Genomic DNA, 18,823 nt, shown 5'->3' with positions numbered 1-18,823 from the left:
GAGTCTGCTTTCCCGTAGGCGCGCCCCTGCCATGCGTTACATCGGAATGGACCTTACACAATTAGGTAACACTGTGACGAAAGACGAACTGCGCGCGGAACTTGAGCGCCAGGAGCAACGTTACAAGGATGTTTACGGTGGCGAAGTGACTCTGTATGCCGCCCAGCCCGAACCTGAACGCAAACCTTGGCGCAAACGTGCCAGCATTCGCGACCAGGCGTTCACCCAGGAACTGCAGAAAATGGAAAAGGAACTCAGGGCCGACCAGCCATGATGCGGGCGGCTTGAGTTTTCTTGGGCTTGCTTCCTTGCCCGCACGATGATCTCGGCGGCAGGCAGGCTATCGATGCTCATCATCCCGAGCCTCGGTACCTCGCGCCATAGAGCCTAGGAACGCTACCCGGCAAGCCCTCAGAGTGAAATTTCATACAAGCGTTTTAACCCCATTGAAACCGCCCCTGGCCGCCAGCCGACAGGTTACGGTCCAATAAAATCAATGGGTTGCCGTTCCTGGGAGGAATCGGAGAAAACTCTGCTCCGGGTCAGTTTTTTCGTTGAAGAATGTTACCGGCGAGCAGCTTGTGCGTTGATTAGCAGGGTTTTCTGGCATAATCGCGCCCCCTTATGACCGGGTCAGAAAACCTTCATGATCGATTTATTCAGCGGACTGGATGCTTGGGTGCTTGTGAGCCTCTTGCTCGCCCTGGCTTTTGTCCTCGCCTACGAGTTCATCAACGGCTTTCATGACACCGCTAATGCGGTTGCCACTGTTATCTACACCAAAGCCATGCCGCCGCACCTGGCCGTATTCTTTTCCGGTGTATTCAATTTCCTCGGCGTGCTCCTCGGCGGTGTCGGCGTAGCCTATGCCATCGTCCATCTGCTGCCGGTCGAGCTGCTGATCAATGTCAATACCGGCCACGGCCTGGCCATGGTCTTCTCCTTGCTGGCCGCTGCCATCGCCTGGAACCTGGGTACCTGGTACTTCGGCATTCCCGCCTCCAGTTCCCACACCCTGATCGGTTCGATCCTCGGTGTCGGCCTGGCCAATGCCCTGCTCAACGACATCCCCCTGGGCGATGGCGTGAACTGGCAGAAAGCGATCGATATCGGCGCGTCCCTGGTGTTCTCGCCCATGGCCGGCTTCATTATTGCAGCGCTGGTATTGATCGGCCTGAAGTGGTGGCGGCCGATCTCGAAGATGCACAAGACCCCGGAACAGCGCCGCAAGGTCGACGACAAGAAGCATCCGCCATTCTGGAACCGCCTGGTGCTGGTGATCTCGGCCATGGCCGTGAGCTTCGTCCACGGCTCCAATGATGGCCAGAAAGGCATCGGCCTGATCATGCTGGTGCTGATCGGCATCGTGCCCGCGCAGTTCGTGCTGGACCTCAACAGCACCACCTACCAGATCGAGCGTACCCGCGACGCCACCCTGCACCTGAGCCAGTTCTACCAGCGCAACCACGAGTCCCTGGGCGAATTCCTGGCCCTGGGCAAAAGCGTGAAGGACGATCTCCCTGGCAAGTTCCGCTGTAACCCGCAGCAGACCGAACCGACCATCAGCGCCTTGCTGAGCAGCCTCAAGGGCGTTTCCGACTACCATTCGCTGTCTCCGGAAGACCGCATCGAAGTCCGTCGCTACCTCTTGTGCCTGGACGACACGGCCAAGAAGGTCGGCAAGCTGCCTGGCCTGGCCGCCCGTGAAAAAGCCGACCTGGACAAGCTGCGCAAGGACCTGACCGCCACCACCGAGTACGCGCCGTTCTGGGTGATCCTGGCCGTGGCCCTGGCCTTGGGCCTGGGCACCATGATCGGCTGGAAACGCGTAGTACAGACCATCGGCGAGAAGATCGGCAAGCAAGGCATGACCTACGCCCAGGGTATGTCGGCGCAAATCACCGCTGCCGGCCTGATCGGCCTGGCCAACGTGTTCAGCCTGCCGGTGTCCACCACCCACGTGCTCTCCTCCGGCGTGGCCGGGACCATGGTCGCCAACAAGAGCGGCCTGCAAAGCGGCACGGTGAAGACCATCCTGATGGCCTGGGTCCTGACCCTGCCAGCCACCGTGGCCCTGTCGGCCGGCCTGTTCTGGGCCGCCTCGAAGGTCCTGGGCAGCTGACGAACAAATCCCGGCCAGAAAAAAGGTGCGCCCTGGGGACGCACCTTTTTTTATGCCCGGCATTCGATGCCCGACCCTTTCCTGCAGGCAAAAAAAAGGGCAACCGAAGTTGCCCAAAATGCCTTGCGTGCTCGTTGCTCTGGAGAGACTTAAGGTTTTTTACGCTTGTTCGCGTCTTTCCAGATGAAGAATCCAAAACCTGCGAAGAACAGCACCATGAGGCCGACTGTCAGCACTCCGGCGAACACCACATTGTCGAAAAACATGACCAGCCTCCTGCTCGTGCCTCGTTGCGATGGAGCTAAGTTAACCAAAGAGGCGCAGGGGAAAATTGACCGGCGTCAATGACGCCAAGAACGGGGGGAGAGGAAGGGGGAATAACTGACCTATATCAACGGAAAACGCCCTGTTCAGCGCTTTTTCGGTTTGTTTTTTGGTTTTTTCTTCGGTTTGCCCAGCGGCATCGCTTGCTCGAATGCCTGGCGCACTTCATTCAGGCGTTTTTCGTTGAGGTCATGCACGCGCTTGGCGCGCTCGGCGTTCAGGTCGATCAACTTGGGTTCTTGATTCATGGCGTGCATCACGAAAGATCAATGGCGAATAGGGGCAATAATGCGGCGTGACGCAGCCCCTGACCAGTCATCTGACCTGTGGCGGCGCAATAAAATCTCTGCCTCGGAAGTTTTTTATCCGCACAATGGCCCCTTGAACCGTCCCAGGAAAGCCACCGTGGAAATGCCCAAGCACCTGCCGCCGCTGCTGGCCCTGCGCGCCTTCGAGGCCGTGGCCCGGCACCTGAGTTTCAGCAAGGCCGCCCAGGAGCTGTGCGTCAGCCAGAGCGCCGTCAGCCATCAGGTGCACAAGCTCGAAGAGCACCTGGGCCAGCCGCTGTTCATCCGCCGCACCCGGGCCATCGACCTGACCCACGCCGGCGCGGCCTACCACCGGCAGATCCACCCGGCCCTGGAACAGATCGCCCAGGCCACCCAGGCATTGCAGGCCGCACCTGAACCCAAGGTGCTGCGCGTCGGCCTGCTGGCCTCCTTCGCCACCTTGTGGCTGGCACCGCGCCTGGCCGACTTCAACCGACGCTACCCACAGATCCAGCTGGAGCTGCAAGCCTCCATCGAACTGGCGGATGTCGCCGGGGCCGAGGTCGACCTGGCCATTCGCTACGGCAAGGGTGTGTGGCCCAGGGTCCGCGCCACACGCCTGCTGGCCGAACAGCTAGCCCCGGTCTGCAGCCCCGAACTCAAGGCCACGACCCTGGACCGGGCCCCACGGCTGATGGCGCACTCCCAGCAGCCCTTCGAGTGGCACGACTGGAGCGCCAGCCATGGTTTCGACCTCAGCCCGCACCCGCCCGTGATGCTGCACGACTACAACATCGTGGTGGAGGCGGCGGTGGCCGGCCAAGGCCTGGCCATGGGCCGGCGCCGCTTGATCCAGCGTCACCTGGACCAAGGCAGCCTGGTGCAAGCCTTCGACCTGCCGCCCCTGGACAGCCAGATCGGCTACTGGCTGGTCACTGCCGAAAACGGGGCAAGCCCGACCGCGCACTGCTTCGCCCAGTGGTTGCAAGAACAGGCCGAACATCCATGAGCCATTTGGATACATCGGATTAGATCTATCCGTTTGTCGCCCCCGGAGCGAAAGCCGATGCTGCTGGTCTTTCATCCGAGGACCCGCCATGAACCACTCCTTGAAGCATCGCGTACAGCAACTGGGCCTGGAACTACCGGAGCCCAGCCAGCCAGCCGCCAGCTATGTCAATCACGTACGCAGCCAGAACCTGCTGTTCATCTCCGGCCAGATCCCCCTGCTCCAGGGCCAGCCCGCCCTGCTCGGCCGGCTCGGTGAGAACCTGTCGCCGGAACAAGGCGCCCAGGCGGCCGAACTGGCCGCCCTCGGCCTGCTGGCCCAGCTGAGTGCGGCACTGGATGACGACCTGTCGCGCTTGCGTAGCATCAGCCGGCTCGGCGTGTTCATCGCCGCCAGCGGCGACTTCCAGGGCCACAGCGGCGTAGCCAACGGTGCCTCGAACTTGCTGGTCAATGCCCTCGGCGACAAGGGCCGGCATGCCCGTACCGCCGTGGGTGTGGCCAGCCTGCCCGCCGGGGTCGCCGTGGAAGTGGACGGGATCTTCGAGCTGCAACCGTGACCCTGTTGGGCCCGGCCCAGCACGCCCGGCTACGCCAAGCCACGCCGGGTTGCGCACGGGTCTGCCATTTCAACCATGCCGGCGCTTCGCTGCCCAGCCAGGGCACCCTGGACGCCATGTACCAGCAGTTGCAGCACGAGGCCCAGCAAGGGCCGATGGAGGCCGCCACGACGACAGACTGGCCGGAGCGGGCCCGCTGCCTCGCGGCCCGCTTGCTCAACACCTCGGCCGAGGCGATCGCCTTCGCCAGCAGCGGCTCGGCCGCCTGGAGCCTGGCCTTCAACGCCCTGCCCCGCTGGCGCAGCGGCGACCGGATCCTGGTGGGCCGACACGAATGGGGTGGCAACCTGGCCTGCATGGCGCCAGCGATCGCAGCGGGGGCGCAACTGGAAGTCATTCCCTGCGACAGCCATGGCGCGGTGTCGGTCCCGGCCCTGGAGTCGATGCTCGATGCACGGGTCCGCCTGATCGCCTTGACCTGGCTCCCGGCCAACGGCGGCCTGATCAACCCCGCAGCCGCCATCGGCCACCTGGCGCGCCAGTGGCATGTTCCCTATTTCATCGATGCCGGCCAGGCCCTGGGCCAACTGCCCTGTGATGTCCAGGCCCTGGGCTGCGACGTGCTCAAGGCCGCCGGACGCAAGTACCTGCGCGGCCCGCGGGGTACGGCACTGCTCTATGTGAGGCCTGGTTTTCTCGAACGGTTGCAGCCCCAGCAACGGGATGTGCTGTCGGCGCCCTGGAACGGCCAGGGCTTCAGCCTGCGCGGTGATGCTCGACGCTTCGAAACCAGCGAGGTGTCGCAGGTCTTGCTGGCCGGACTGGCCAATGCGCTACAAGAACTCGAGGAGATCGGCATACAGGCCATCGAGCAGCGCATCGCAAGCCTCAGCGGGCTGCTGCGCACAGCCATGGACCGCATACCCGGCCTGCAACGCCAGGACCTGGGCACGCCTGGGCGGCAATCCGGGCTGATCGCCTTCACGCTCAAGGGCTGGGACAGTCTTGCCCTCAAGGCGCGACTGGCACGCCAGGGCATCAACATCGGCGCCAACGGCGTGGCCTACACCCCGCTGGACATGCAGGCCCGGGGCCTGGCCAGCGTCGCGCGGATCGCGGTGAGCCATCTCAATACCGAAGGGGAAATCCAGCGCCTGCTGCGGGCGCTCGAAGAGCTGGCCGAAGGGGGGCCGGCGGGCTAGACCTGTACGTCCACCCAGAGGCCCTGGCGCGGGGCGTCCTCGATCAGCGGTGCCACCGGCACCGTGTTGTCGGCATTCAACTCGTCCCCGGGCACCGCCAGGTGCTGCTCGGGATCGTCCTGTTCCTCGCGCTGGCGCCGCTGCCGTTCCTGCTGACGCTGCTGTTCCTCGCGCAGCAGCAAGGCCGACTGCTCGGCATCGCGCTTTTGCAGGTCGATAGTGCTTTCATTGGAGCTCTCCTGCACCGGCACCACGGGTGGGATATCCGGCCGCTGGCGGATCGGATCCTGCTGTGAAGTGACGGGCACGGCACTCAAGGGGAGCATCGGTGGCAGCATGTTATAGGTCTCCTGTCAGCAGGCTGTCGGCTGCGGCATGGGCGACTTGAGCCATCGGTCGCAAAACTGTGACCCAGTCGTCAGCCGATAGTGCCCGCTACCCCGACGAACGCAGCGCTTACGCTACTTTTTATCCAGGGGTTTTCATCAGAATCCTTTGGACTGCAAGCAGGTTCCGTTAAGATAGTCGGCTTTTTCAAAGCGGGAGTCAGGCAGCATGGCGCAGCAGTATCAACCGGGGCAACGCTGGATCAGTGACAGCGAAGCGGAGCTAGGTCTAGGCACCGTTCTGGCACAGGACGGCCGCTTGCTGACCGTGCTCTACCCGGCCACTGGCGACACTCGCCAGTATGCGCTACGGAATGCGCCCCTCACCCGCGTGAGGTTTTCCCCGGGTGACAGCATCACCCACTTCGAAGGCTGGAAGATGACCGTGCAGGAAGTCGAGGACGTCGACGGCCTGCTGGTCTATCACGGTCTCGACGCACAGAACCAGCCCGTCACCCTGCCTGAGACCCAGCTGTCGAACTTCATCCAGTTCCGCCTGGCCAGTGACCGCCTGTTCGCCGGGCAGATCGACCCGCTGGCCTGGTTCTCGCTGCGCTACCACACCCTGGAACACACCAGCCGCCAGCTGCAATCGCCACTCTGGGGCCTGGGCGGCGTGCGTGCCCAACCCATCGCCCACCAGTTGCATATCGCCCGTGAAGTCGCCGACCGTATCGCGCCGCGGGTACTGCTGGCGGACGAAGTGGGCCTGGGCAAGACCATCGAGGCCGGCCTGGTGATCCATCGCCAACTTCTGTCGGGCCGTGCCAGCCGGGTGCTGATCCTGGTTCCGGAGAACCTGCAGCACCAGTGGCTGGTGGAAATGCGCCGGCGCTTCAACCTGCAGGTCGCACTGTTCGACGAAGAACGCTTCATCGAAAGCGATGCCAGCAACCCGTTCGAAGACACCCAGCTGGCCCTGGTGGCCCTGGAATGGCTGGTGGACGACGAAAAGGCCCAGGACGCGCTGTTCGCCGCCGGCTGGGACCTGATGGTGGTGGACGAAGCCCATCACCTGGTCTGGCACGAAGAACAAGCCAGCCCGGAATACACCCTGGTCGAGCAACTGGCCGAGACCATTCCCGGCGTCCTGCTGCTGACCGCCACCCCCGAGCAACTGGGCCAGGACAGCCACTTCGCCCGCCTGCGCCTGCTGGACCCCAACCGCTTCCACGACCTGGCGGCCTTCCGCGCCGAGAGCGAGAACTACCGGCCGGTGGCCGAAGCCGTGCAGGAACTGCTGGACCAGGGCCGGCTGTCCCCCGAAGCGCACAAGACCATCCAGGGTTTCCTGGGCAACGAGGGCGAAGCCCTGCTGGCCGCCGTCAACGATGGCGACAGCGAAGCCAGCGCACGCCTGGTGCGCGAATTGCTGGACCGCCACGGCACCGGCCGCGTGCTGTTCCGTAACACCCGCGCCGCGGTCCAGGGCTTCCCGGAGCGCAAGCTGCACGCCTATCCGCTGCCGTGCCCGGACGAATACCTGGAGCTGCCCCTGGGCGAGCATGCCGAGCTGTACCCGGAAGTCAGCTTCCAGGCCCAGCCCGAGGCCAGTGACGACGACCAGCGCTGGTGGAAATTCGACCCGCGGGTCGAGTGGCTGATCGACCAGTTGAAGATGCTCAAGCGCACCAAGGTCCTGGTGATCTGCGCCCACGCCGAGACCGCCATGGACCTGGAAGACGCCCTGCGCGTGCGCTCCGGCATCCCGGCCACGGTCTTCCATGAAGGCATGAACATCCTCGAGCGCGACCGCGCCGCCGCCTACTTCGCCGACGAAGAGTTCGGTGCCCAGGTGCTGATCTGCTCGGAAATCGGCAGTGAAGGCCGCAACTTCCAGTTCGCCCATCACCTGGTGATGTTCGACCTGCCCGCGCACCCGGACCTGCTGGAACAGCGGATCGGGCGCCTGGACCGGATCGGCCAGAAGCACGTGATCGAGCTGCACGTACCCTACCTGGAGACCAGCCCGCAAGAGCGCCTGTTCCAGTGGTACCACGAAGCGCTGAACGCCTTCCTCAATACCTGCCCTACCGGCAACGCCCTGCAGCACCAGTTCGGCCCGCGTTTGCTGCCGCTCCTGGAAAATGCCGACGACGGCCAGTGGCAGGCCCTGATCGACGAGGCCCGCGGTGAACGCGAGCGCCTGGAAGCCGAGCTGCATACTGGCCGCGACCGCCTGCTGGAACTGAACTCCGGTGGCGCCGGCGAAGGCGAGTCGCTGGTGGAGGCGATCCTCGAGCAAGACGACCAGTTCGCCCTGCCGATCTACATGGAGACCCTGTTCGACGCCTTCGGCATCGATAGTGAAGATCATTCGGACAACGCCCTGATCCTCAAGCCCAGCGAGAAGATGCTCGACGCCAGCTTCCCCCTGGGCGACGACGAAGGCGTGACCATCACCTACGACCGTGGCCAGGCCCTGTCCCGCGAGGACATGCAGTTCATCACCTGGGAACACCCGATGGTGCAGGGCGGCATGGACCTGGTGCTGTCCGGTTCCATGGGCAACACCGCCGTGGCGCTGATCAAGAACAAGGCGCTCAAGCCCGGCACCGTGCTGCTGGAACTGCTCTACGTCAGCGAAGTGGTCGCTCCACGCTCGCTGCAACTGGGCCGCTACCTGCCACCGGCAGCCCTGCGCTGCCTGCTGGACGCCAATGGCAACGACCTTTCGCCACGGGTGGCCTTCGAGACCCTCAACGACCAGCTGGAAAGCGTGCCCAAGGCCAGCGCCAACAAGTTCATCCAGGCCCAGCGCGACCAGCTGGCACCGAAGATCAACGCCGGCGAAGCCAAGATCGCCCCACGTCACGCCGAGCGCGTGGCCGAGGCACAACGGCGCCTGGCGGCCGACCTGGACGAAGAGCTGGCGCGCCTGACCGCGTTGCAGGCAGTCAACCCCACCGTCCGCGACAGCGAGCTGGTGGCCCTGCGCAAGCAACGGGAGCAAGGCCTGGCCATGCTCGAGAAAGCCGCGCTGCGCCTGGAGGCGATCCGGGTCCTGGTAGCAGGCTGATTCCCCGGCTTCGGTACCACGAAAAAGGCCCGCACATGCGGGCCTTTTTTATCGTCGTCCGTAACAGCCGTGCCATCAGGCCGTCGCTGGCGCTCCAACCGCCTCGCCCGGCGCCAGCCCGTCGCGCATGCGCTGGGCATCGCGCACGAAGCTGCGCGAGGCAATGAACAGGAACACCAGGGTCAGCAGCAGCGCCACCGGGATCAGGTACATGGCATCGTGCAGGCCGATGGCCTTGAACGCCTCGGTCATCTGCACGGCCCCGGCGGCGTCCATCGCCGCATGGGCAAAGCGGTCGGACAACGCCCCCACCACCACCGGCCCCAGGCCGCCACCCAACAGGTACAGGCCGGCGAAGAACAGCGCCATGGCGGTGGCCCGCAAACGCGGCTCCACCACATCCTGGATCGCGGTGTAGACGCAGGTGTAGAAGTTGTAGGCAAACAACCAGCCAATACTGAACACCGCCACGAACACACCGATCTCGATCCGCCCGGCATGCAGGGCCCAGGCCGTGCACAAAGTGGAAATCAGCAGGCTGCCGGCGGCGAACAACAACCGGCCATTGGCCACCCGCTGGTGGATCTTGTCGGCGATCCAGCCTCCCAGGGTCAGGCCTACCAGGCCGGTCACCCCGACAATGATCCCCGTGGCCACCGCCGCCTCCTGCAAGGGCATCAGGAAGTAGCGCTGCAACATCGGTACCAGGAATGAGTTGCAGGCATAGGTGGCGAAGTTGAAGGTCAGGCCGGCCAGGGTCAGCCAGAGAAAGGTCGGGATCGCCAGCACCCGGCGGATCGGCCGCTCGATGCGTTCCTGGGACACCTTGCTGGCTTCCGCCGCCCCGCGCTTGGGCTCCTTGATGAAGAACATGAACACCGCCAGCAACAGGCCCGGTACCGCAGCGATGAAGAACGGCGCGCGCCAGCTGTCGAATGCCTTGACCATCGCCCCGATGGTGAAGAAGGCCAGCAACAGGCCCAGGGGCAGGCCGAGCATGAAGATGCCCATGGCCCGGGCCCGGCGGTGGGCCGGGAACAAATCGCCGATCAACGAGTTGGCCGCTGGTGCATAACTGGCCTCGCCGATGCCAACGCCCATGCGCACCAGCAGGAAGCTCCAGAAACTGCCCACCATGCCGTTGACTGCGGTGAGCCCGCTCCAGACCGCCAGGCCCCAGCCCATCAGCTTGCTGCGCGAGCCGGTATCGGCCAGCCGCCCCAGGGGCAGGCCGGCGATGGCGTAGACGATGGTGAAGGCGGTGCCGATGATCCCCAGCTGGAAATCGCTCAGGTGCCACTCCATGCGGATCGGCTCGATGATGATCGCGGGAATGGTGCGATCGAAGAAGTTGAACAGGTTTGCCAAAAACAACAGGAACAGAATGCGCCAGGCATTCGCCGCTTGAGTCGAGTTATCCATGGGTCGATCTCTCTTATTGTTATTGGGCCAGACACACGCCAGGAAACTGCAATCTAGTCAGCCATGGGGCAACTGTCTGTGATCATTCGCCAGCCTGATACCCGGGCATCGCGCCGCGCCCTGGCAAGCTCCGGCAAACGCTCCACCCAGCAGCCCGCGCATCGCCTCACAGCCCCCGTAAACCGGGGCTTTGCCAATATTTTCAAGGGCTTGGCCGAAGCTGAAAAAATACCTGGCGCCCCCCCTTCCCAAGCCCGATGCGAAGCCTAGAATAGCCGCCTTGCCTCCCCCCTTTCCCACCCCTTCCCCGTTGAATACGCCTATGTCCGAAGCCAGTCCGTGTCTGAATTGCGGTGCCTGCTGTTCATACTTTCGTGTGTCTTTTTTCTGGGGCGAATGCGCCTCGTCCGGCGGAACGGTCCCCGACGAACTGGTGCAGAGCATCAGTCCCAGCCGGGTAGCGATGCTCGGTACCGACTGCAAGTCGCCACGCTGCATCGCCCTTGAAGGAGAAGTCGGCAAGGGTGTGAGCTGCTCGATCTATGCCCAGCGTGGCAGCCCATGCCGGGAGTTCGAGGCTTCCTGGATCGACGGCCAGCACAACGCCGATTGCGATGCCGCCCGGGCCGCGTTCGGCCTCGCCCCATTGGAACCGGCGAACGATGAGCCCTGGTTCGAGGAAAGCGCTTAGCACCATTGGCGATAACCCCCATAAGCAAATCATTAGGGCCAAAGTGCCACCGCCCATTGCAGCCACCGAGTGCCTTCTATACTGCAAGCACTCGTTGGCGCTGATCCGCCGACGCCAGACGACTAAAAAAGACATGGGCACGCTATGGATTGGCTGGGTCTGCATTTCATTACCGAGCTTCCGGATAGCGGGCAGGTGGTCCTCCATTGCACCCACAATCCGGTTCTAGTGCTGCTGGCCTACCTGGTGGCCTGCGCCGCCAGCTTCGCCACCCTGGACATGGCCGAGCGCGTCAGCCATGTCGAGCAGCCAAGCAGCCAGCGCTTGTGGCGTTGGGTCGGCGCCTGCTGCCTGGCCGGAGGCATCTGGTCCATGCACTTCATCGCCATGCTGGCGTTCGAGGCGCCGCTGGAAATCCACTACGACCTACCGCTGACCCTGCTATCGCTGTTCATCGCGCTGATCGCCGCCTGGCTGGCGATGAATACCCTGAGCCACATGCAACTGCCGCTCTGGCGCTACTGCCTGGCCGCGCTGTGGATCGGCCTGGGCATCAGCACCATGCACTACGTGGGCATGGCGGCCATGCGCTCCAGCGCCAGCCTGTACTACGACCCCCGGATCATGGGACTGTCGCTGCTGGTGGCCATCGGTTGCAGCCTGGCGGCGCTCTTGTTGTCCCGGCACCTGCGCGATGGCAGCGGGATATTCCACCAGTTGCTCAAGTACACCAGCAGCCTGGTACTGGGCGGCGCCATCGTCCTCATGCACTTCACCGGCATGTGGTCCATGACCCTGGCCTTGCCCGCCGGGGCGCTGCCGATCGCGGTGACGCCCGATGGCAACCTGCAACTGGGGCTGGCTGTCTGCGCGATCATCCTGCTGGTCATCGGCAGTGGCATCAGCGCAGCCCTGGCGGACAAGAAGCTGCAGCACAAGGAGCGCGACCTGCGCCGGGTCAACGCCCTGCTCTCACAGCTCGACCAGGCTCGCGCATCCCTGCAGCACGTGGCCCACTACGATGCCCTGACCAACCTGATCAACCGCCGCGGCTTCAACCAGCTGTTCGCTGAAAAGCTGATGGAGAAGAACACCTTCGGCGGCATGCTGGCGGTGATGTTCCTCGACATCGACCACTTCAAGCGCATCAACGACAGCCTCGGCCACGATGCCGGCGATGAACTGCTCAAGGTCATCGCCGGGCACATCAAGAACTCGACCCGCAACCATGAGGACGTGGTGGCGCGCCTGGGCGGTGACGAATTCTGCATCCTCATCAACCTGTACGGCCGCGACGAGGCCAGGAACATGGCCCAGCGCATCATGCAGAAGATGAAGGAGCCGATCGAACTGGGCGGGCGGCGCATGGTGATGACCACCAGCATCGGCATCAGTATCTTTCCCGACGACGGCAAGACCTGCGAGGAGCTGCTGAAGAACGCCGACCTGGCCCTCTACCAGTCCAAGGACTCGGGGCGCAACAGCCTGCATTTCTTCAGTTCCAACCTCAAGACCCGGGCCACCCTGGAACTGCAACTGGAAGAAGAATTGCGCAATGCGCTGCGCGACAACCAGGGCTTGCAGCTGTACTACCAACCGATCTACGACCTTCGCAGCGCCCGGGTCACCAAGCTCGAAGCCCTGGTGCGCTGGCAGCATCCACAGCATGGCTTGTTGAGCCCGGATCGCTTCATCAGCATTGCCGAAGCCAACGGCATGATCGCCGAGTTGGACAGTTGGGTGCTACGCAAGGCGTGCGAAGACCTGGCCTACCTGTCGCGCCACGGCCGCGGCGAACTGAAGATCGCGGTCAACTGCTCGGCGCTGAACCTGACCCGCGAGGAACTGGCCGGGGAGATCGAGAGCGCCCTGCGCGACGCCCAGGTGGCCCCCCAGCGCCTGGAACTGGAGGTCACGGAAAACGCCCTGATGGGCAACATCGCCAGCACCCTGGCGCTGCTCAAGCAGATCCGCGGCCTGGGAGTATCGCTGTCGATCGACGATTTCGGCACCGGCTACTCGTCCCTGGCCTACCTCAAGCGGCTACCGCTCAACACCCTGAAGGTCGATCGCTCGTTCATCCAGGACATCCCCAAGTCGACCCAGGACATGGAGATCGTCCAGGCGATCATCGTCATGGCCCATACCCTGCACTTGCAGGTGGTGACCGAAGGGGTGGAGACCCTGGAGCAACAGCGGCTGCTGGAGCACTACGGCTGCGACTACCTGCAGGGCTACCTGCTCAGTCGGCCGGTACCGCTGCTGGAGCTGCCCGAGGTGCTGGACGAACTCGACCAGCGCCATGCCGGTGCCCTCAAGCCTCGGCTGTCGGATCCCGATAGAGCTGAACCAGAGTCGCTGGATCTTTTTCCAGATAGCCTTGTCCACCATGCAGACGCATCAACTGCGCAGCTAACCCGCTGACCGGCGTCGCCGCGCCCTGCTCCCGGGACAGTTTCACCGCGCCATCCAGGTCCTTGAGCAAGGTGCGGACATGCCATTTCACCGGTTCGAAACGACTCTCGGCCATCTGCGGGGCGAGTATCTGCAATGGTCGCGAATCGGCGAAGCCACCGGCCAGGGCCTCGGCCAACAAACGCGCATCGACCCCGGAACGCTCGGCCAGGGCCACCACCTCGGCAATCACCAGGGCATTGCAGGCGACGATCATCTGGTTGCAGGCCTTGGTCACCTGGCCCGCGCCCACCGCGCCCATGTGCGTGACCCGCTGCCCCATGGCCAGCAACACCGGGCGCACCCGCTCGACATCCGCGGCGGTACCGCCAGCCATGATCGCCAGACTACCGGCCTCGGCGCCCTGGGTGCCGCCGGATACCGGAGCGTCGACCCAACCCATGCCCGTATCGCGGGCCAGGATGGCGGCCATCTCCCGGGTCGCCGCCGGTTCCAGGCTCGACAAGTCCAGCAGCAACTGGCCAGGCCGGGCGCCTTCGGCGATCCCGCCGGCGCCGAAGACCACCTCGCGCACCACCTCGGTATTGGCCAGGCACGACAGCACCAGGTCGGCCTGGTCGCAGAGCTGCGATGGCGCGGCAACTTGTCGCGCCCCGGCGGCTACCAGCGGCGCGCACTTTCGCGGGTTGCGGTTCCACACCACCAGCGGATAGCCCGCAGCCAGCAGGCGCTGGCACATCGGCAGCCCCATCAGGCCGATTCCGGCAAAACCGAGCGTAGGTAACGCTGACATCATATTGCCCTCATTTGATTAAAGATCATCGGATACTGGCCGATCCATCATGATTCAGGAAAGGATTCCCCCGAGCGTCGCTCAGAAAACACCCTGGCACCTTGGGCAAAATTCGCACTCCACGAAGCTGCGAGGTCCCATTCCGTGATGGCCCGCCGACACCTCGTCCGCGAGCCAACCTGACCAGGCACATGGCGCACAATGACTTCTAAAAACGATCCTGCCAACGCAGTCTCCGAGATGACGCTGACCTCCTACAAACCAAGCCACTCAGATACGAAGCCATTGTCCAGTTCACGCCCCCAGTCGACCCAGCAGTACCTGTATTTCACCGAGACCAACACCGACCGCATCCTCGACAACCTCGATGGCCTGCGTGACACGGTATTCCCGCGTCCGGTGCACCTGGAAGACGAGCAGGAAAACCGCCGCGACCAGGAATTTCCCTCGGTCTGCCTGATCGGCCTCGGCCGCTGCGGCTCCAACATCGCCCTGGACGTGGCGGAGCTGGTGTACAACGCCCGCAAGTTCTACCTCAACGAATTCAACAACGAAGACAAGTCCTACGAAGGCGGCTACAGCCCCGGCCAATGGATCCGCCAGAACTTGCGCTTGGGCCAGAACAAGGCCAGCAAGCCGGTGTTCCTGGTGGAGCCGCTGGTGATGCTCGGCGACCTGGACAAGGACATCGCCGGGCGCATCCGCTTCTCGCGCAAGGGCGAGAAGAGCGGGTTCATCCGCGACTACAGCAAGATGAAGATCATGGACCTCTCGGAAGTCCATGCCGGCGGTGCCGGTAACGCACCGATCCTCGGCCAGTACCTGGCCAAGATCATCCTCAACAAGGACACCCAGCGTTTCTCCAGCCCCGACTGGAAGATGATCCACTCGTACCTGATCGACTCCTGCGGGATCAAGGCCAACCAGTCGCGCCTGTACTTCTCGATCTTCAGCGCCGGCGGCGGTACCGGCTCGGGCATGGCCTCGGAATTCGGCCTGGCCCAGCAGTACTCGTACATGAACAAGACCTTCGACACCAAGCCGATGGACGAGCACGACAGCAAGAGCGGGCACTCCTTCGTCTTCGAACCGATCTTCACCAGCGGCATCTGCGTGCTGCCGAATATCTCCGACCATCGCAGCGAAATGTCCGAGGCCCTGCACATCAACGCCGGGCGGTTGCTATGCAAGTATCTGTCCGAGGAGTGGGACTTCTCCTACAACTTCGATAACGAAGACAGCAGCGAAGCCAGCGTCATGGGCCGCATCCGCCCATGGAACGCGATGATGCTGATCTCCAACGACATCATGCGCTACGCCGAAGAAAGCGATGACGGCAACATCCAGAACATCGACGTCAACGCCATGGAGAAGCACGCCAACCAGTACATCTCCCAGCAGATCTTCAACATCCTCACCGCCCAGGCGGTGACCACCGACTACGACCAGAACTACTTCCGGCGCGCCGGCATCGATATCGGCGAGACCATCCGCCTGGACGCCAACGACCTGTTCATGAGCCTGGCCGGCCCGGTGGCGATCGCCTATGCCGAATCCGTGGTGCCCGAGCAACCGGTGCCCACCGGCGACAAGTTCAAGGTGTTCGAGAAAGAGCCGCAGCGCCTGAACATCGACGACCTGTTCTTCCGCTCCATCGACCTGCCGCACTTCAACAAGCAGACCCAGGCCATCGAGGGCATCAGCCTGCTGCCGATCGAATCCAAGCGTTATCGCGCGGCGCTGGAGCAATACAAGGCCTCGGGCTTCGACGCCGCGGCGCTGCATGACCTGCATTTCTTCAAGAACTGCTCGTCGGTGGTGTCCATCGTCTCGCTGCCCAAGGACTACAAGCTGTCCTACATGGATCTGAACCGGCTCAAGACCCACCTCAACAGCCTGTTCCCCAACACCACCCTCAAGCGCTATGCACTGGTGATCGGCGCCTCGGCCAACCTGTCGCTGACCACCCTGATCGCCAAGAGCCCGTGCCTGTCGGACGACTTCCTGACGTTGATCGTGGCTTTCATCAAGCGCTGCTTCGCACGCAATCCATACCGCTTCGACGATACCCTGGACAACTCGGTGCTGGACTTCATCACCAGCGACCACTTCGACGAAGACCGCATCGACGACCTGCTCAACGAGTTCGAGAACCCGGCGAAGATCCTCGACACCAACTGGTATGCGATCAAGCCGATGTACGAGAAGAAGTACCGCGAGCTGATCAACGACAAGGACAAGTTCGTCTCGATCAACGACATCCGCCTGTCGCGCGATTGCGTGAAGAAAGCCATCAAGTACCTGCGGGAAATCTACCGCCACCGCATCGGCAAGACCCGGGTCATCTCCCTCAACCAGCACACCGGCAAGACCGCCTACTGATACCCGAGCACCGGCCAGCCTCATCGGCTGGCCGGTGCCCGGGTCATGCAAAGGGAAAGGATCAGGACGCTTGCGAAGGCTGCCGGGGAACAATTGGGCAGCTCGTCGGATGGGCTTGAAACTGTTCCCCTTCCGTGAACGTCACCTTGGCCAAAAGACCCCGTGGGGCCTTTCTCTACGGCAAGGTGCCATCACTGGATTCACGGTTACTCGGCTACACACTTTTGTCCGACAAAAGCCTGCACCAGTTCAGCGCACAGCCTCAGCTCGACGCCCTTTCCTGGACCAGGATCCAGGGTGATACCACCACCGCCCACAACGTCGGATCGCGTTCCAGCAGATCGGACGCCCGCGTCGCAGACAGCTTTTCAACGTTACCCTGGGCCAACCAGGCCGCCACTTTGTCCGCCTGGTTCTCGGCCACGGCCTGGGCCACTTCGATCAGATCCAGGTCGGCATCGACCCACAATAGGGCACCCTTGGCGAAGAACCGCTCCAGTTCCTTCCAGCTGATGGATGCGGTCTCACCAAGCAGCTTGGCATAGAGGGTGCTAGGTTCTTGAGTCATGGGACTGTCCAGAAAAGAAATCGGCGCAATCATAACGTCGGTGTCCTGGCAGAAAAACCCGGTAGCAAAAGCGTCATCGATCGAGAAGCTCAGAAGCGCCAGGGATAGACGCCGAAACGTGCGAAATGCCACGCCGCAAATCTGTCTTTTTCTTTCAATCAAGCGACACTCCGCGTTTTTGCCCCCAGCAGCCAGCTTTTCAAGCGAACGACCGGCGCACTACACTGTACCGGTACAGTTGCCAGGGGCATTTCCGACGGATATTCGCGATATCTGGTTCGGTTCTGCGACTCAAGGCCGCCGGAACTATAAAAATTACAACAGTAAGAGTGGAGCACTATGAATAAGGCTACTAAGCAGATTTCCAAACTGTTTGCCGCTATGGTCCTGGCAGGTGTTGCCGGCCATTCGTTCGCAGCTGACACCATCAAGATCGGTATCGCCGGGCCCAAGACAGGCCCTGTAGCACAGTACGGAGACATGCAGTTCAGTGGCGCCAAGATGGCCATTGAACAGATCAACGCCAAGGGCGGCGTGAACGGCAAGAAACTCGAAGCCGTCGAATACGACGATGCCTGCGATCCCAAGCAGGCCGTGGCCGTCGCCAACAAAGTGGTCAACGATGGCGTCAAGTATGTCGTCGGCCACCTCTGCTCCAGCTCCACTCAACCCGCCTCCGACATCTATGAAGATGAAGGCGTGGTGATGATCACCCCCGCCGCCACCAGCCCTGACATCACCGCCCGTGGCTACAAGATGGTATTCCGCACCATCGGCCTGGACAGCGCCCAGGGCCCGGCCGCCGGCAACTACATCGCCGACCACGTGAAACCCAAGATCGTCGCGGTGCTCCACGACAAGCAGCAATACGGTGAAGGCATCGCCACCGCCGTGAAGCAGACCCTGGAGAAGAAAGGCACCAAGGTCGCCGTGTTCGAAGGCATCAACGCCGGCGACAAGGACTTCTCCTCCCTGGTGGCCAAGCTCAAGCAAGCCAACGTCGACTTCGTCTACTACGGCGGCTACCACCCGGAACTGGGCCTGATCCTGCGCCAAGCCCAGGAAAAAGGTCTGAAGGCCAAGTTCATGGGTCCGGAAGGTGTCGGCAACGACTCCATCTCGCAGATCGCCAAGGACGCTTCCGAAGGCCTGCTGGTGACCCTGCCCAAGTCCTTCGACCAGGACCCGGCCAACGTCGCCCTGGCCGATGCGTTCAAGGCCAAGAAAGAAGACCCGAGCGGTCCTTTCGTATTCCCTTCCTACTCCGCGGTTGAAGTGATCGCCGGAGCCATTGCCAACGCCAAGAGCGAAGACGCGGCCAAAGTCGCCGAAGCCATCCACGCAGGCACCTTCAAGACCCCGACCGGCGACCTGAGCTTCGACGCCAAGGGCGACCTGAAGGACTTCAAGTTCGTGGTCTACGAGTGGCACTTCGGCAAGCCCAAGACCGAAGTCTCGCCTCAGTAAGGCTGGCCCTGGCTGACTGCCGATAAAGCCCACGGCTTTGCCGTGGGCTTTGTTTTACGAATGTATGGGCCGCGCTCCCGTGATCCGGGAGCCTGCCCACCTGAAAATCTCAAAACCGTCATCAGCGGTTCGCTGGCAAAGTCCAGCCCGAAGTGGGTGCAGACCTACGGGGCCTGGACGGGAAAATGACTCCAC

General features: G+C 63.0%; 16 protein-coding genes. 10 read left to right on the top strand and 6 right to left on the bottom strand.

Features of this window, described 5'->3' with window-relative positions; all coding sequences use genetic code 11:
• Window positions 1-73: 73 nt before the first annotated feature.
• Together GDH07_RS05160 and GDH07_RS05155 are read left to right on the top strand one after the other, a co-directional pair.
• Window positions 74-274 carry a hypothetical protein gene (locus tag GDH07_RS05160; RefSeq protein WP_022642757.1) on the top strand — a complete coding sequence of 67 codons (201 nt, stop codon included), beginning with the start codon at window positions 74-76 and terminating at the stop codon, window positions 272-274.
• Between the two features lie 372 nt (window positions 275-646).
• Window positions 647-2,122, top strand: coding sequence for an inorganic phosphate transporter (locus tag GDH07_RS05155; protein ID WP_053135489.1), 1,476 nt, complete (start codon window positions 647-649; stop codon window positions 2,120-2,122).
• A gap of 149 nt (window positions 2,123-2,271) precedes the next feature.
• On the opposite strand, the gene ccoM is transcribed toward GDH07_RS05155, so the two are convergent.
• Together ccoM and GDH07_RS32240 are read right to left on the bottom strand one after the other, a co-directional pair.
• On the bottom strand, window positions 2,272-2,388 hold the full coding sequence (ccoM, locus tag GDH07_RS32640; RefSeq protein ID WP_007959205.1) for a cytochrome c oxidase subunit CcoM: 117 nt from the start codon (window positions 2,386-2,388) through the stop codon (window positions 2,272-2,274).
• Window positions 2,389-2,532: 144 nt separating this feature from the next.
• Window positions 2,533-2,676: a hypothetical protein gene (locus tag GDH07_RS32240; protein WP_162165142.1), complete on the bottom strand. Its 144-nt coding sequence runs from the start codon at window positions 2,674-2,676 to the stop codon at window positions 2,533-2,535.
• A 175-nt stretch (window positions 2,677-2,851) separates the two neighbouring features.
• On the opposite strand from GDH07_RS32240, the gene gcvA reads away from it, so the two are divergent.
• From gcvA to GDH07_RS05140, 3 genes are all read left to right on the top strand, one after another.
• A complete protein-coding gene (gene gcvA, locus GDH07_RS05150) occupies window positions 2,852-3,724 on the top strand; it encodes a transcriptional regulator GcvA (protein ID WP_343038169.1) in 873 nt (290 codons plus the stop codon).
• 88 nt (window positions 3,725-3,812) lie between these two features.
• A complete protein-coding gene (locus GDH07_RS05145) occupies window positions 3,813-4,283 on the top strand; it encodes a RidA family protein (RefSeq protein WP_152896831.1) in 471 nt (156 codons plus the stop codon).
• Window positions 4,284-4,288: 5 nt separating this feature from the next.
• Window positions 4,289-5,485, top strand: a complete 1,197-nt coding sequence (locus tag GDH07_RS05140; RefSeq protein ID WP_152897321.1) for an aminotransferase class V-fold PLP-dependent enzyme — start codon at window positions 4,289-4,291, stop codon at window positions 5,483-5,485.
• On the opposite strand, the gene GDH07_RS05135 is transcribed toward GDH07_RS05140, so the two are convergent.
• Window positions 5,482-5,823 (bottom strand): hypothetical protein, encoded by a 342-nt coding sequence (locus tag GDH07_RS05135; protein WP_022642750.1) that lies wholly within the window; start codon window positions 5,821-5,823, stop codon window positions 5,482-5,484. The genes GDH07_RS05140 and GDH07_RS05135 overlap by 4 nt on opposite strands.
• Window positions 5,824-6,040: 217 nt before the next feature.
• Here GDH07_RS05135 and rapA point away from each other — a divergent pair, with 217 nt between their 5' ends.
• A complete protein-coding gene (gene rapA / locus GDH07_RS05130) occupies window positions 6,041-8,890 on the top strand; it encodes an RNA polymerase-associated protein RapA (RefSeq protein ID WP_053135497.1) in 2,850 nt (949 codons plus the stop codon).
• A 75-nt stretch (window positions 8,891-8,965) separates the two neighbouring features.
• Here rapA and GDH07_RS05125 read toward each other — a convergent pair whose 3' ends face one another.
• The gene (locus GDH07_RS05125) at window positions 8,966-10,354 is read right to left on the bottom strand and encodes a spinster family MFS transporter (protein WP_281356296.1); all 1,389 of its coding nucleotides are present in this window, start codon (window positions 10,352-10,354) and stop codon (window positions 8,966-8,968) included.
• Window positions 10,355-10,634: 280 nt separating this feature from the next.
• Here GDH07_RS05125 and GDH07_RS05120 point away from each other — a divergent pair, with 280 nt between their 5' ends.
• Together GDH07_RS05120 and GDH07_RS05115 are read left to right on the top strand one after the other, a co-directional pair.
• On the top strand, window positions 10,635-11,003 hold the full coding sequence (locus GDH07_RS05120) for a YkgJ family cysteine cluster protein (protein ID WP_152896830.1): 369 nt from the start codon (window positions 10,635-10,637) through the stop codon (window positions 11,001-11,003).
• A gap of 144 nt (window positions 11,004-11,147) precedes the next feature.
• A complete protein-coding gene (locus tag GDH07_RS05115) occupies window positions 11,148-13,427 on the top strand; it encodes a putative bifunctional diguanylate cyclase/phosphodiesterase (RefSeq protein ID WP_152896829.1) in 2,280 nt (759 codons plus the stop codon).
• Here GDH07_RS05115 and GDH07_RS05110 read toward each other — a convergent pair.
• Complete coding sequence (locus tag GDH07_RS05110; RefSeq protein WP_152896828.1) at window positions 13,318-14,214, bottom strand: NAD(P)-dependent oxidoreductase; 897 nt, start codon at window positions 14,212-14,214, stop codon at window positions 13,318-13,320. The genes GDH07_RS05115 and GDH07_RS05110 overlap by 110 nt on opposite strands.
• A 198-nt stretch (window positions 14,215-14,412) precedes the next feature.
• Here GDH07_RS05110 and GDH07_RS05105 point away from each other — a divergent pair, with 198 nt between their 5' ends.
• On the top strand, window positions 14,413-16,593 hold the full coding sequence (locus GDH07_RS05105) for a hypothetical protein (protein WP_031321055.1): 2,181 nt from the start codon (window positions 14,413-14,415) through the stop codon (window positions 16,591-16,593).
• Between the two features lie 262 nt (window positions 16,594-16,855).
• Here the strand turns inward: GDH07_RS05105 and GDH07_RS05100 are convergent, their stop codons facing one another.
• Entirely contained in the window at window positions 16,856-17,161 is a 306-nt protein-coding gene (locus tag GDH07_RS05100) for a DUF2288 domain-containing protein (protein WP_022642744.1), read from the bottom strand.
• Between the two features lie 339 nt (window positions 17,162-17,500).
• Between GDH07_RS05100 and GDH07_RS05095 the strand changes: the two genes are divergently transcribed.
• A complete protein-coding gene (locus GDH07_RS05095; RefSeq protein ID WP_022642712.1) occupies window positions 17,501-18,628 on the top strand; it encodes a branched-chain amino acid ABC transporter substrate-binding protein in 1,128 nt (375 codons plus the stop codon).
• The last annotated feature ends 195 nt before the right edge of the window (window positions 18,629-18,823 follow it).

Source organism: Pseudomonas piscis, from assembly GCF_009380155.1.
GTDB classification, from domain to species: Bacteria; Pseudomonadota; Gammaproteobacteria; order Pseudomonadales; family Pseudomonadaceae; genus Aquipseudomonas; species Aquipseudomonas piscis.
The sequence above is the reverse complement of the archived record's forward strand: the minus strand, read 5'-3'. Positions and strand labels throughout refer to the sequence as shown.

Coding starts and splice junctions, on each gene's coding strand:
- GDH07_RS05155 (WP_053135489.1), top strand. CDS start 647: ATGATCGATTTATTCAGCGGACTGGATGCTTGGGTGCTTGTGAGCCTC.
- ccoM (WP_007959205.1), bottom strand. CDS start 2,388: ATGTTTTTCGACAATGTGGTGTTCGCCGGAGTGCTGACAGTCGGCCTC.
- GDH07_RS05145 (WP_152896831.1), top strand. CDS start 3,813: ATGAACCACTCCTTGAAGCATCGCGTACAGCAACTGGGCCTGGAACTA.
- GDH07_RS05135 (WP_022642750.1), bottom strand. CDS start 5,823: ATGCTGCCACCGATGCTCCCCTTGAGTGCCGTGCCCGTCACTTCACAG.
- rapA (WP_053135497.1), top strand. CDS start 6,041: ATGGCGCAGCAGTATCAACCGGGGCAACGCTGGATCAGTGACAGCGAA.
- GDH07_RS05120 (WP_152896830.1), top strand. CDS start 10,635: ATGTCCGAAGCCAGTCCGTGTCTGAATTGCGGTGCCTGCTGTTCATAC.
- GDH07_RS05115 (WP_152896829.1), top strand. CDS start 11,148: ATGGATTGGCTGGGTCTGCATTTCATTACCGAGCTTCCGGATAGCGGG.
- GDH07_RS05110 (WP_152896828.1), bottom strand. CDS start 14,214: ATGATGTCAGCGTTACCTACGCTCGGTTTTGCCGGAATCGGCCTGATG.
- GDH07_RS05105 (WP_031321055.1), top strand. CDS start 14,413: ATGACTTCTAAAAACGATCCTGCCAACGCAGTCTCCGAGATGACGCTG.
- GDH07_RS05100 (WP_022642744.1), bottom strand. CDS start 17,161: ATGACTCAAGAACCTAGCACCCTCTATGCCAAGCTGCTTGGTGAGACC.
- GDH07_RS05095 (WP_022642712.1), top strand. CDS start 17,501: ATGAATAAGGCTACTAAGCAGATTTCCAAACTGTTTGCCGCTATGGTC.